Here is a 12,602-nt window from a genome sequence, read left to right on the forward strand (position 1 = left end):
CCGGGGGTTCGCGAGCCCGGGCGTCGAGCGGGTCCGACTGACGCGCACTCGACCTTTACGTAAGGGTAGGTTCGCGTCGAGACCGCTCGCGGGTGGCTCCCGACCGAGGAGGACGTCATGCCCCTGCACATCGAGTGTCCGCAGTGCGGCGAGACCGACGACCTCGTCGGCGACCGCGGTGTGGAGGGCATCGGCATCACCTGTGGCAGCTGTGGGGGCCGGTTCCTGCGCGATCGCCAGTTGCGGTGCGCGACCTGCGCCGGCACCGACCTGGTGCTGCGACCCCAGGTGCTCACCCAGTTCTCCCGCGGCACCCAGCTGTCGGTCGTCGGGTGGACCGAGACCCACTGCTGCACCAACTGCGACGCCGAGGCGCTGCTCCGGTCGGAGCGCGCCAACGCACCGCTGCCGGCCGAGTACCGCCCCCGTGCCGTGCGCCCCCAGTCGCGCACCTGACCGACACCGAGGAGACCCATGACGACGACCCGGACCCAGGTCCTCGACCACATCGAGGCCGCATTCGGCCACGGCCCGGTCACCAGCGACGAGATGCGGGAGGCCGCACTGGCGACCGGTGCCGACCAGGAGGTCCTGTTCCTGCTCGACGCCCTCCCGGATCGGCAGTTCACCAGTCCCCGGGAGATCTGGCGGCACCTGCCCGACCTGCCCGTCGGCGGCTGACCCCGCACCCGACCGAACCCGTCCGACCAGACCGGAGCACGACCATTTCTCTCCACCCCGACATCGACACGACCACGTCGGCCCCGGCGCCGAGCCTCGAGCTCGACGGCCTCGTCGAGCTCGCCGACCGGGCCGCCGCCCATCTGCGTGACCTGCCCGGGCCGCCCGAGGACGTGGTCGTCGGCATCTACCGCCCCTTCGGCCGGGCGAGCCGGCTGGCGGCGAGCCGGCTGCGCGAGCTGCTGGCTCCCACCGCCTGTCAGACGCTGACGCCGCTCAGCAGCCGCTGGCCTGCGCGACTGGGGGTCGACGACGAGACCACCCCGGACGCCCAGCACGTCGGCGACCTGTCCCTGGTCGTCGACGTCAGCCGGACCCCGCAGCCCGCCGCGCGGGCCATCGCCGATGCGGCGGGGGTGTCGCTCATCGCCCGCACGCCGCCGCCGATGAGGCCGCAGCCCGACGGCAGCGCCCTCGCGCGCGGAACGGCCATCGGCCGCGCCGTGGCGCTGGGCCGGCCGCTGAGCACGCTGCCGCCGGCCGACCAGGCAAGGTGAGCGACCACTCGTCCCGGGGGGCGGTGCGCACCGCCTGGCAGATCACGGCGCTGACGGCGCTCCCGCTGGTCGCCTCGCCCCGCCCGGAGGGCTGGGGTCCTGCGCGGTGGTCGACGGGGACCGCCACGGGCCGGTTGGTCACCGTGCTGCCCGGGACGGCGGCCCTGGTGCTGCTGCACCGGCACGCCCGGCGCTCCCGGCGGGTCATCGAGGAGCTCGAGCGGCGCTGTCGCACCGACGCCCTGACCGGACTGGGCAACCGGGGTGCCTTTGACGACGACCTGCGCGCCCGCCTCCAGGGGATCGCCGGCCGTCGCCGTCTCGGGGACCCGGCCGGGGTCACCCTCGTGCTGGCCGACATCGACCACTTCAAGGCGTACAACGACCAGCACGGGCACCCCGCCGGAGACCGCGCCCTCGTCTGCGTCGCCCGCGCGCTGGAGCGGGCCTGCCGGAGCGTGGACGGCGTGCACCGGATCGGCGGTGAGGAGTTCGCCGTCGTCCTGAGCGCCGACCACGCCAGCAGCCTGCTGATCGCCGACCGGATCCGGCGGCTGGTGTCCGCGTCCACCGCCGACCGGCTCACCGTCTCCCTCGGCGTCGCCACTGCCCAGCACGAGGACGTCGAGGCCCTCATCGCCCAGGCCGACCGCGCCCTCTACCGGGCCAAGGCCCGGGGGCGGAACCGCATCGAGAGCCACCGCGGGCCGCGATCGGAGGCGTCGGCCCCCGCCCGATGAGGCCGGACCGCCCAGCGGCCGGGCTCAGGCGTCGATGACCACCGGGATGATCATCGGGGTGCGGCGGTGGGCCCGGTTCGCCCAGTTGCCGACGGCCTTGGCGATCAGCGACTCCAGCTGGGCGGCGTCCTTGACGCCGTCGGCGGCCGCGCGGTCCAGTTCCCGCTCGATCAGCGGCACGGCCGCGTCGAACGACGCGGCCTCGTGGACGAAGCCGCGGGCGAGGAAGTCGGGGGCCTCGACGAGCTTCCCGGTGTTCGCGTCGACGATCGCCACGACGGTGATCACGCCCTCCTCCGCGAGGGTGCGCCGGTCCTTCAGCGAGGCCTCGGTCGCCCCGCCGACAGTCGAGCCGTCGACGTAGACGTTGCCGGCGGGCACCTTGCCGGTGATGGTGGCCCGGCCGTCGACCAGGTCGACCACCGTGCCGTCCTCGGCGATGACGACCCGGTTCGGGTCGACGCCGGTGCGGATCGCCAGGTCGGCGTTGGACCGCAGGTGCCGCCACTCCCCGTGCACCGGCATGACGTTGCGCGGCTTGACGATGTTGTAGCAGTACACGAGCTCGCCGGCGCTGGCGTGCCCGGAGACGTGCACCTTGGCGTTGCCCTTGTGGACGACGTTGGCACCGATCCGGGTGAACTCGTTGATGATCCGGTAGATCGCGTTCTCGTTGCCCGGGATCAGCGAGCTGGCCAGCAGCACCGTGTCGCCCTCGGCGATCCGGATGACGTGGTCCCGGTTGGCCATCCGGGACAGCGCCGCCATGGGCTCGCCCTGGGAGCCGGTGCAGATCAGGCACACCTGGTCGGCGGGCAGCTTCTCCAGCACCTTCATGTCCACGACGAGGCCCTTGGGCACCCGCAGGTAGCCCAGGTCGCGGGCGATCCCCATGTTGCGGACCATCGACCGGCCGACGAAGGCGACCTTGCGGCCGTGCTCGTGCGCGGCGTCGAGCACCTGCTGGATGCGGTGCACGTGGCTGGCGAAGCTGGAGACGATGACCCGCTTGGGGGCGGTTCGGAAGACCGTGTCGATCGCCGGGGTGAGCTCACCCTCCGACGTGGTGAAGCCGGGGACGTCGGCGTTGGTGGAGTCGGTGAGGAAGAGGTCCACGCCCTCCTCGCCGAGCCGGGCGAACCCGCGCAGGTCGGTGATCCGCTGGTCCAGCGGGAACTGGTCCATCTTGAAGTCGCCGGTGTGCAGCACGAGGCCGGCGGCGGTGCGGATGGCCACGGCGAGCGCGTCGGGGATGGAGTGGTTGACCGCCAGGAACTCCAGGTCGAAGGGGCCGAGCCGCAGCTCGTCGCCCTCCGCGACCTGCTCGGTCACCGGGGTGATCTTGTGTTCCTTGAGCTTGGCCTCGATGAAGGCCAGCGTCAGCTTCGACCCGATGACGGGGATGTCCCGCCGCTCCCGCAGCAGGTACGGGACGCCGCCGATGTGGTCCTCGTGCCCGTGCGTCAGGACGACGGCCACGATGTCGTCCAGCCGGTCCCGGATGGAGGTGAAGTCCGGGAGGATCACGTCGATCCCGGGCTGGTGCTCCTCGGGGAAGAGCACGCCGCAGTCGACGATCAGCAGCTTGCCGGCGTGCTCGAAGACGGTCATGTTGCGGCCGATCTCACCCAGGCCACCGAGGGCGACGACCCGCAGGCCGTTGGGGGCCAGTACCGGAGGCGTACCGGGGTCACGGCGAGAGCGGCTCATGCCCTTCACGCTACGTGCGCTGGACCGGCGAGCTGTCGCCGGTCCCGGCGCGTCTGCATCCGACCCGGCACCTGCCGGCGAACGTCTGGTGTGGAGTCGCTCGCCCGGGACGATCACCAGTGGGTCGTCCAGCCGTTGCTCGATGCCGGCCTGCAGCTCGACGAGATCCGGTCCCTGGTGTTCGGCCTGGCGTTCCAGGGCGTCGTCAGCGAGGGGCGCGAGGTCCTCGCCTGCATCCGGGACCTCGTCGCCGACCGGCCCGCAGAGGTCCGGGCCGCCTGGTCGGAGGTGGTCCACCGGCTGTTCCTGCTGGAGCCCCCGACGTAGGGGGCGGCTCAGCCGTGGTCAGGGCCGGCCGACCCGGCCGGGTACTCCCGCAGCGGCACCTCACCCGCCGACCAGGCAGCCAGGACCGGCTCGACGATGCGCCAGGACTGCTCGGCCTCCACGTCGCTGATGGACAGGGTGGAGTCCCCGGCCAGCACCTCCCGCAGCAGCAGCCCGTAGGCCGACAGGTCGTTCGGGGGCAGGTCGATGTCCAGGGCGCGGCGCTCGAGATCGAACGGCTCGCCGGCCCCGTTGAGGTTCAGCTCCAGCGTGACGTGGTCGGGGTCGAGGCCCAGCCGCAGCACGTCCGGCTGGAGCTGCTGGTCACCGAAGGCCAGGTGCGGCACGGGCTTGAACCAGATGGCGATCTCCCGCCGGCCCGCGCCCAGTGCCTTGCCGCTGCGCAGCCGGAACGGCACGCCCGCCCAGCGCCAGTTGTCGATCGTCACCGTGAACTCGGCGTGCGTCTCGGTCTCCCGCGCCGGGTCGACGCCCTCCTCGCTGGTGTAGTCGGGCAGCTCCCGGCCCTGGACGGTCCCGGCGGTGTACCGCCCGCGCACGGTGTCCCGCGCCATGTCGGCCGGGGGCCGGACCGCCCGCAGGACGTCGGCCTTGCGGGCGGACAGGCTGGCGCCGTCGACCGCGTTCGGCGGTTCCATCGCCACGAGGGCCAGCTGCTGGAGCAGGTGGTTCTGCAGCATGTCCCGCAGCGCGCCCGCCGTGTCGTAGTAGCCGGCGCGCCCCTCCAGGCCCAGCGTCTCGTCGAAGACGATCTCGACGCGGTCGACGTGCGAGGCGTTCCAGACCGGCTCGAACAGCCGGTTGGCGAAGCGCAGCCCCAGGACGTTGAGCACGGTCTGCTTGGCCAGGAAGTGGTCGGTGCGGAACGCGCGCTCCTCCGGGACCAGCCGGTGCAGGACGGCGTTGAGCTCCCGGGCATCGGCCTCGTCGCGGCCGAAGGGCTTCTCCACGGCGATCGTCGTCCCCTCGGGCAGCTCGACCTCGGTCAGCGCCTCCAGGGTGGGGAGGAAGACGGTGTTCGGCAGGGCCAGGTAGACCACCGGGCGGCCCGGCACGCGGGCCAGCACCTGTCGCAGGTCGTCGGGGGCGGTCACGTCGCCGCGCTCGTAGCCGAGCAGCTCGACCAGACGGTCCTGCGCCTCCTCGGGCACGTGGCCGGCGTGCTCGGCGAGCCGGGCCCGCGCCCACTCCCGGTACTCCTGCTCCGACCAGTCGTCCCGGCCCACCGCCAGCACGTTGACGTCGCCGTCGAGCGCACCTGCCTGGACCAGCTGGGCCAGCCCCGGGAGGAGGAGGCGGCCGGTGAGGTCGCCCGTCCCGCCCAGCACCACGAGGGTCGCCTGCATCGTCGTCCTCTCCGTCGTCGTGGCGGGCCCGCCGTCGCAGGCCCCTTCTCGCCCTGCCCAGGGCTCGCAGCCCTGAACCCCGGGACGCCTGATCAGCCGATCCGGCGAACCGCCGTGGTCCACTCCTGGGGAACCGGGACCACGTCGGTGAGGAGGCGCAGTGAGCAGCACGCACGAGGTCCTCAACCAGGCGCCGCCGCGGGTCGACCTGGACGAGTACTCGACCGACCCGGCCCTGACCGAGGCGGTCGAGCGCCACGGCGCCGGATGGGCCGCCGACCACCTCGCCGAGGTCGGGTCGCTCGTCGGGCAGGCCGACTTCCAGCGGGACGCCGAACTCGCCAACACCCATCCGCCGGTGTTCGCCGGCCACGACCGCTGGGGCAACCGGGTCGACGCGGTCGAGTTCCACCCCACCTACCACCGGATCAGCGCCGCGGCGATCGCGCACGGCGCGCACACCAGCTGCTGGGCGGAGCCGCGGCCCGGTGCGCACGTCGCCCGGGCGGCGGTGTTCATGCTCTTCGCCCAGGTCGAGCCCGGGCACGCCTGCCCGGTGAGCATGACCCACGCCGTCGTCCCCTCGCTGCGCGCGGCGCCGGAGCTGGCCGACGTGTGGCTGCCCAAGGTGTTCTCCCGGGACTACGACCCCGAGCTGCGCGACCCGGCCACCAAGTCCTCCGCGGTCTTCGGCATGGCGATGACCGAGAAGCAGGGCGGCTCGGACGTGCGGGCCAACACCACCCGGGCCGTCGACGCCGGCGACGGCAGCTGGCGGCTGACCGGGCACAAGTGGTTCTGCTCGGCCCCGCAGTCCGACGCGTTCCTGGTCCTCGCCCAGACCAGCACCGGCCTCTCCTGCTTCCTGGTGCCCCGCGTCCTGCCGGGCGGTGACCGCAACGTGTTCCGCATCCAGCGGCTCAAGGACAAGCTGGGCAACCGGTCGAACGCCTCCTCGGAGATCGAGCTGGAGGACACGGTCGGCTGGCTGGTCGGGGAGGCGGGGCGCGGGGTCCGCGCCATCATCGAGATGGTCGGGCAGACCCGGCTGGACTGCGTGCTGGGCAGCGCCGCCGGCATGCGGCAGGCCGTCGCCGAGGCCGCCTGGCACACCCGGCACCGCAGCGCCTTCGGCGCCACCCTGATCGACCAGCCGGCGATGACCGCCGTCGTCGCCGACCTGCAGCTGGAGGCCGAGGCCGCCACCTGGACGGCGCTGCGGGTGGCCGCGGCGTACGACAGCGAGGACGCCGAGTCGGTCGCGTTCCGCCGGCTCGCCACCCCCGTGGCGAAGTACTGGGTGTGCAAGCGCGGGCCGCACCACGCCTACGAGGCGCTGGAGTGCCTGGGCGGCAACGGCTACACCGAGGCATTCCCGCTCGCCCGCCGCTACCGGGAGCAGCCGGTGATGGCGGTCTGGGAGGGCTCGGGCAACGTGATCGCCCTCGACGTCCTCCGGGCGCTGGCCCGCGAGCCGGAGTCGGTGGCCGCCGTCGACGAAGAGGTCGCCTCGGCGCTGGGCCAGCACCGGGCCTTCGACGCCCACGTGCAGGCCACCCGGGCCCTGATCGGCCGGGTGCAGGCCGACCCGGGGAGCGCGCCGCAGCACGCCCGCCGGGTCGTGGAGGCGCTGGCGCTCGCCCTGCAGGGGGCCGTCCTGATCCGGGAGGCGCCGGCCGCCGTCGCCGACGGGTTCGTCGCGGCCCGTCTCGGGGCCGACCGCAGCCTCGGGTACGGGGCGCTGGACGCCGGCCTGGACCTCGCCGCGATCGCCGCTCGCGCCTGAGCGCGTCCCACCGGCCGGACGCCTGTCGCCCTATCCTCCGCCGCATGACCGGACGTCGACGCACCTGGACCGCCGGAGCGGCCGCGCTCAGCGTGCTCGCCTGGGCCGCGTGGCTCGCCTGGGACCGGGAGTACCAGTTCGACCCGGCCACCAGCACCACCTCCGGCCCCTACGCGGAGTGGCAGGTCGTCGGCTGCGTGCTGACGCTGCTGGCCGCGGCGGTGCTGGCCGGGTGGGTGCAGCGGCCGCTCGTCGCTGCGCTCGTGGTGACCGTGCCGTTCACCCTCTGCTGGACGGTCGACGCCGCGCTGCAGGACGAGACCGGGCTCTTCATGGTCGGCGCCCTGCTGGTCGCCGTGGGCCTGTTCCTCGGCTCGCTGCTGGTCGCCGTCGGGGTCGGCCGGGCCACCGGCCGCAGTCGCCTCGACGCCTGACCCCGCCCGGGGGACCGGTCAGTCGGCGAAACAGGCGGTCAGCGCGCCGACCATCAGCGGGACGTCGAGGGCCGAGGCCAGCTCGCGGGCCGAGTGCATGGCCAGCATGGGTGCGCCGACGTCGACGGTCGCGATGCCCAGCCGGGTCGCCGTCAGCGGGCCGATCGTGCTCCCGCAGGGCAGGTCGGCGCGGGTGACGAACCACTGCACCGGCACCGACGCCTCCGCGCAGCGCTCGGCGAACCAGCCGCTGGTCACCGCGTCGGTGGCGTAGGCCTGGTTGGCGTTCACCTTCAGCACCGGCCCGCTGCCCAACTGCGGCTGGTGGCCGGGCTCGTGCCGGTCGGAACGGGTCGGGTGGACGGCGTGCGCCATGTCCGCCGAGACCAGCCGGGACTGCGCCAGTGCCCGGGGGAGCGCCTGCGGGTCAGCGGCGTCCAGGACCGCCACCAGCCGGCGGACGACGTCCTCCAGGAAGCTGCCGCGCGCCCCGGACATCGAGCCGCTGCCCACCTCCTCGTGGTCGTTGGCGACCAGCAGCTGGGTGCGGCGGGTGGCCGCCGCGGCGATCAGCGCCGTCACCCCGGCGTGGCAGCTGGCCAGGTTGTCCAGCCGCGGCGCGGCGATCCAGCTGCCGTCGGCGCCGGTGCGACCGGCGGGCTGGGTGTCGGCGAGCACCAGGTCGTGCCCGACGACGTCCTGCACGGCCGCGCCCACCTCGGTGGCCAGCGCCTCCCGGAGGGCCGGCTCGGTGCCCAGGTCCTGGGACCAGACGGGCACCAGTTCCCGCTGCGGGTCCAGCTTCAGGCCGTCGCGCACGCTGCGGTCCAGGTGGATCGCCAGCGACGGCAGCCGCAGCGGCGCGCCGGGCAGCCGCACCAGTGCGGTGCCGCCGCCGCGCAGTGCCACCCGGCCGGCCACGGTGAGCTCCCGGTCCAGCCAGGTGTGCCACAGCCCGCCGCCGTAGGGCTCGACGCCGACCAGCCGGTACCCGGCCTGCCGGACGTCGTCGCGCGGCCGCACCTTGAACGTGGGGGAGTCGGTGTGCGCGCCGACCAGCCGCAGCCCCGCCTCGGCCGGGGAGGTGCTGCCGACCCGGAACGCGATCAGGCTGCCGTGCCGGACGACGAAGTGCTGACCGCCGGGCGCCAGCTCCCACCGGTCGGCCTCGCCGAGCTCGGTGAAGCCCGCCGCGCGCAGCCGCCGGGCGAGCTCCGCGACGGCGTGCGACGGGGACGGGGAGGTGTCGACGAAGGCCCGCAGGTCGTCACCGAGGGAGAGGTCCGGCATGGGCCCATCCTGCTGGACCGGCCCTGACCCGGCCGACCCCGAGCCGCGCGGCCGAGCCTGAGCTCCGCTGTCGAGCCTGAGCCGCTGGACCGACCGTTGCGCCGTGCCACAGCGCGGCTCAACGGTCAGCGGGGCGGGTCGACCCGCGTTTGGCGTGAGCAACGCGGGTAGGGCGGGTGCATGGCCGACGACATCGAGATCGATGCCCAGGGTGAGCACGGCTACCTCGTGACCCAGCCGAGCGAGCTGGAGGACGTGCGCACCTGGTTCAAGGTGACCCCCGAGGTGATGGACCAGCTCGGCGCCGACGACGAGGAGGACGTGGTCCTGCGCACCGTGCAGTTCCTGCGCAGGCACCAGGACGTCGCCGACTTCCCGGAGACCGTCGACCTGGAGGACGTCATCGCCAGCTACGACGAGTACCTGACGGTCATGACGGCGGACTGATCACCATCGCGGTGCGGATGGGATGCTGCGACCTGTGACCGAGCCAACGCTGCCCGCCGACCCCGCAGCCCTGGCCGCTGCCTTGGAGGGCACCGGCTACCTGCCCGACGAGGGCCTGGCGACGGCGGCCTACCTGGCGCTGGTGATGCACCGCCCGCTGTTCCTGGAGGGCGAGGCCGGGGTCGGCAAGACCGCGCTGGCCCGGGCGCTCGCCGACGTCACCGGCCGGCCGATCTACCGGCTCCAGTGCTACGAGGGCCTGGAGGCCAGCCACGCCCTCTACGACTGGGACTTCGGCCGCCAGCTGCTGCACCTGCGCGCTGCCGAGGCCGCCGGTACCGCCGAGCGCGCCGAGGAGCTGGAGGCCTCGCTCTACGACCGCCGGTTCCTGCTGGCCCGCCCACTGCTGCAGGCGCTGGAGGACTCCCCCTCGGTGCTGCTCATCGACGAGGTCGACCGGGCCGACGACGAGTTCGAGGCGTTCCTGCTCGAGGTGCTCAGCGACTTCACCATCTCCATCCCGGAGCTGGGCACGATCCGGGCGCAGACGCCGCCGCTCGTCGTCCTCACCTCCAACCGCACCCGCGAGGTGCACGACGCGCTCAAGCGCCGCTGCCTCTACCACTGGCTGGAACACCCCGACTTCGAGCGCGAGGTGGCGATCCTCCGCCGCCGGCTGCCCGACGTCACCGAGGAGCTGGCCCGTCAGGTCGCCCGCGCCACGGCCCGGCTCCGCGAGCTCGACCTGCTCAAGCCGCCCGGGGTCGCCGAGGCGATGGACTGGGCGACCGCCCTGCACGCCCTGGGCGCCCGTGAGCTCGACCCGGACACCGCGGCCCGCACCCTCGGGGCGGTGCTGAAGTACCGGGAGGACACCGACCGCGTGCACGCCCTCGCCCGGGGAGCGCTGTTCGGTGCCGGGTGAGCAGCGGGACGTCGTCACGACCGTGCTCGGGTTCGCCCGCACGCTGCGGCACGCCGGCGTCGACGCCTCCCCCGACCGGGTCGAGGCGATGCTCGCCGCGGTCGCGCACCTCGACGTCCTCGACCCCACCGCCGTCTACTGGTCCGGTCGGCTGACCCTCTGTGCCAGCCCCGACGACCTCGAGCGCTACGACGCCGGTTTCGCCGCGTACTTCGGGGGCGAGGCGCCGCGGGCCCGGCGGCCGTCGGGGGCGGAGGAGCAGCGGGTCGCGCAGTCCGCGCCGCTGCAGACCGGCGAGGGCAGCCAGGAGGGCGGGGAGCCCACCGAGCTGGCCACCCAGGCCAGCGGCGAGGAGGTGCTCCGGCACCGCGACGTCGCCGAGCTGACCGTGGCCGAGCGCGACCAGCTGCGCCGGCTGTTCGCGCTGCTGGTCCCGGCCAGCCCGATGCGTGCGTCACGGCGGCGCAGCCCGTCGGCGCACGGGGCGATCCACCGGGCCCGCACCGTCCGGCGGGCGCTGCGCGACGGCGGCGAGATCACCCGGCTGGTGCACCACCGGGCCCGGCCGCGCCCGCGTCGGGTGGTGCTGCTGATCGACGTCTCCGGGTCGATGAGCCCCTACGCCGACGCGCTGCTGCGGTTCGGGCACGCCGCCGTCCGGGCCCGGCCGGCCAGCACCGAGGTGTTCACCATCGGCACCCGGCTGACCCGGGTGACCCGCGAGCTGCGGCTGCGCGACCCGGACAAGGCGCTGGCCGCCAGCGGTTCGGCGATCCCCGACTGGTCCGGTGGCACCCGGATCGGCGAGGTGCTCAAGGCGTTCCTGGACCGCTGGGGCCAGCGCGGCACCGCCCGCGGCGCGATCGTGGTGGTCTGCAGCGACGGCTGGGAGCGTGGTGGCCCCGAGCTGCTGGGCGAGCAGATGGCCCGGCTGGCCCGGTTGGCGCACGCCGTCGTCTGGGTGAACCCGCACAAGGGCCGGGCCGGCTACGAGCCGCTGACCGGCGGGATGGTGGCGGCGCTGCCGTCGGTGGACTGCTTCGTCGCCGGGCACAGCCTGGCCGCCTTCGAGGAACTGGCAGGAGTGATCACGCGTGCCTGAAGGTGGAAGGACCTCGTCCTCCTCATCCCTCGCGGGCTCGGGACGAGCCTCTGGACGAGGCCGGAAGGAGTTCTCTCATGCGCGATGTTCTTGACGACCTGGTCGGGTGGTGGCAGGCGGGGGAGACCGTCGGCGTGGGCACCGTGGTGGGCACCTGGCGTTCCGCGCCGCGCCCGGCGGGGGCGTCGATGCTGGTCGGCCCGGACGGGACGGCGGTGGGCAGCGTCTCCGGCGGCTGCGTCGAGGGCGCGGTCTACGCCGAGGCACAGGACGTCCTCGCCAGCGGCGAGCCCACCCTGGAGCGGTACGGGGTGAGCGACGACGACGCCTTCGCCGTGGGCCTGACCTGCGGCGGGATCCTCGACGTCTACGTGGAGGCGATCTCCCGCGAGTCCTTCCCCGAGCTCGGTGACGTGGCCGCGTCGGTGGGTGCGCACGAGCCGGTCGCCGTCGTCACCTGCGTCAAGGGCCCGGCCGACCGGCTCGGCAAGCGGCTGGTGCTCTGGCCGGACCGCGCCTCGGGCACGCTCGGCGCCCAGCGGCTGGACGACGCCGTCGCCGACGACGCCCGCGGCATGCTCGCCGCCGGCCGGACGGCGACCCTCACCTACGGCCACGACGGCGAGCGGCGCGGCGACGAGCTGACCCTGTTCGTCTCCTCCTTCGCCCCGCCGGCCCGGATGGTGGTGTTCGGCGCGATCGACTTCGCCGCCGCCGTCGCCCGGGTGGGGTCGTTCCTCGGTTACCGGGTGACCGTCTGCGACGCCCGGTCGGTGTTCGCCACCGCCCGCCGCTTCCCCGACGCCGACGAGGTCGTCGTGGAGTGGCCGCACAAGTACCTGCAGGCCCAGGTGGACGCCGGGGCGATCGACGAGCGCACGGTGCTCTGCGTGCTCACCCACGACCCGAAGTTCGACGTCCCGCTGCTGGAGGTCGCGCTGCGGCTGCCGGTGGCCTACGTCGGCGCGATGGGGTCGCGGCGCACCCACGACGAGCGGCTGGCCCGGCTGCGCGAGGCCGGATTGGGTGAGGACGAACTGGTCCGGCTCGCCTCACCGATCGGGCTGGACCTCGGCGCCCGCACCCCCGAGGAGACCGCCGTCTCGATCGCCGCGGAGATCATCGCCGGCCGCTGGGGCGGCACCGGCGAGCGGCTGGCCGAGGTCGCCGGCCCCATCCACCGCACCGCCGACCGCTAGGAGGGGCCGAAGTCGCGACTTCGGCCCCTGAGCCCAC

14 protein-coding genes are annotated in these 12,602 nt (G+C 74.2%); 11 read left to right on the forward strand and 3 right to left on the reverse strand.

Annotated elements, in window-relative coordinates:
* The first annotated feature begins 117 nt into the window (after positions 1 to 117).
* The 4 genes from G5C62_RS01455 (at position 118) to G5C62_RS01470 (ending at position 1,978) form a co-directional block, all read left to right on the forward strand.
* Positions 118 to 456 (forward strand): hypothetical protein, encoded by a 339-nt coding sequence (locus G5C62_RS01455; protein WP_164699774.1) that lies wholly within the window; start codon positions 118 to 120, stop codon positions 454 to 456.
* Positions 457 to 474: 18 nt separating this feature from the next.
* Positions 475 to 681, forward strand: coding sequence for a DUF2795 domain-containing protein (locus tag G5C62_RS01460; RefSeq protein ID WP_164699773.1), 207 nt, complete (start codon positions 475 to 477; stop codon positions 679 to 681).
* A gap of 173 nt (positions 682 to 854) precedes the next feature.
* Complete coding sequence (locus G5C62_RS01465; protein WP_164699772.1) at positions 855 to 1,238, forward strand: hypothetical protein; 384 nt, start codon at positions 855 to 857, stop codon at positions 1,236 to 1,238.
* Complete coding sequence (locus tag G5C62_RS01470; protein ID WP_164699771.1) at positions 1,235 to 1,978, forward strand: GGDEF domain-containing protein; 744 nt, start codon at positions 1,235 to 1,237, stop codon at positions 1,976 to 1,978. The genes G5C62_RS01465 and G5C62_RS01470 overlap by 4 nt, the downstream gene beginning before the upstream one ends.
* Before the next feature lie 24 nt (positions 1,979 to 2,002).
* Here G5C62_RS01470 and G5C62_RS01475 read toward each other — a convergent pair whose 3' ends face one another.
* On the reverse strand, positions 2,003 to 3,688 hold the full coding sequence (locus G5C62_RS01475) for a ribonuclease J (RefSeq protein WP_164699770.1): 1,686 nt from the start codon (positions 3,686 to 3,688) through the stop codon (positions 2,003 to 2,005).
* A gap of 90 nt (positions 3,689 to 3,778) precedes the next feature.
* Here G5C62_RS01475 and G5C62_RS01480 point away from each other — a divergent pair, with 90 nt between their 5' ends.
* Entirely contained in the window at positions 3,779 to 4,015 is a 237-nt protein-coding gene (locus tag G5C62_RS01480) for a hypothetical protein (RefSeq protein WP_036338336.1), read from the forward strand.
* 8 nt (positions 4,016 to 4,023) lie between these two features.
* Here the strand turns inward: G5C62_RS01480 and G5C62_RS01485 are convergent, their stop codons facing one another.
* On the reverse strand, positions 4,024 to 5,382 hold the full coding sequence (locus tag G5C62_RS01485; protein WP_164699769.1) for a glucose-6-phosphate dehydrogenase: 1,359 nt from the start codon (positions 5,380 to 5,382) through the stop codon (positions 4,024 to 4,026).
* A 160-nt stretch (positions 5,383 to 5,542) separates the two neighbouring features.
* On the opposite strand from G5C62_RS01485, the gene G5C62_RS01490 reads away from it, so the two are divergent.
* Complete coding sequence (locus tag G5C62_RS01490) at positions 5,543 to 7,168, forward strand: acyl-CoA dehydrogenase family protein (RefSeq protein ID WP_164699768.1); 1,626 nt, start codon at positions 5,543 to 5,545, stop codon at positions 7,166 to 7,168.
* Between the two features lie 44 nt (positions 7,169 to 7,212).
* On the forward strand, positions 7,213 to 7,602 hold the full coding sequence (locus G5C62_RS01495; protein ID WP_164699767.1) for a hypothetical protein: 390 nt from the start codon (positions 7,213 to 7,215) through the stop codon (positions 7,600 to 7,602).
* 18 nt (positions 7,603 to 7,620) lie between these two features.
* Here G5C62_RS01495 and G5C62_RS01500 read toward each other — a convergent pair whose 3' ends face one another.
* The gene (locus tag G5C62_RS01500; RefSeq protein WP_164699766.1) at positions 7,621 to 8,892 is read right to left on the reverse strand and encodes a M18 family aminopeptidase; all 1,272 of its coding nucleotides are present in this window, start codon (positions 8,890 to 8,892) and stop codon (positions 7,621 to 7,623) included.
* Between the two features lie 180 nt (positions 8,893 to 9,072).
* Here G5C62_RS01500 and G5C62_RS01505 point away from each other — a divergent pair, with 180 nt between their 5' ends.
* From G5C62_RS01505 to G5C62_RS01520, 4 genes are all read left to right on the forward strand, one after another.
* Positions 9,073 to 9,339: a hypothetical protein gene (locus G5C62_RS01505; protein WP_036335593.1), complete on the forward strand. Its 267-nt coding sequence runs from the start codon at positions 9,073 to 9,075 to the stop codon at positions 9,337 to 9,339.
* 34 nt (positions 9,340 to 9,373) lie between these two features.
* On the forward strand, positions 9,374 to 10,264 hold the full coding sequence (locus G5C62_RS01510) for a MoxR family ATPase (RefSeq protein WP_206330423.1): 891 nt from the start codon (positions 9,374 to 9,376) through the stop codon (positions 10,262 to 10,264).
* Positions 10,254 to 11,366, forward strand: a complete 1,113-nt coding sequence (locus G5C62_RS01515) for a VWA domain-containing protein (protein WP_206330422.1) — start codon at positions 10,254 to 10,256, stop codon at positions 11,364 to 11,366. The genes G5C62_RS01510 and G5C62_RS01515 overlap by 11 nt, the downstream gene beginning before the upstream one ends.
* A gap of 77 nt (positions 11,367 to 11,443) precedes the next feature.
* A complete protein-coding gene (locus G5C62_RS01520) occupies positions 11,444 to 12,565 on the forward strand; it encodes an XdhC/CoxI family protein (RefSeq protein ID WP_164699764.1) in 1,122 nt (373 codons plus the stop codon).
* The last annotated feature ends 37 nt before the right edge of the window (positions 12,566 to 12,602 follow it).

Source organism: Modestobacter sp. KNN46-3 (assembly GCF_011039295.1).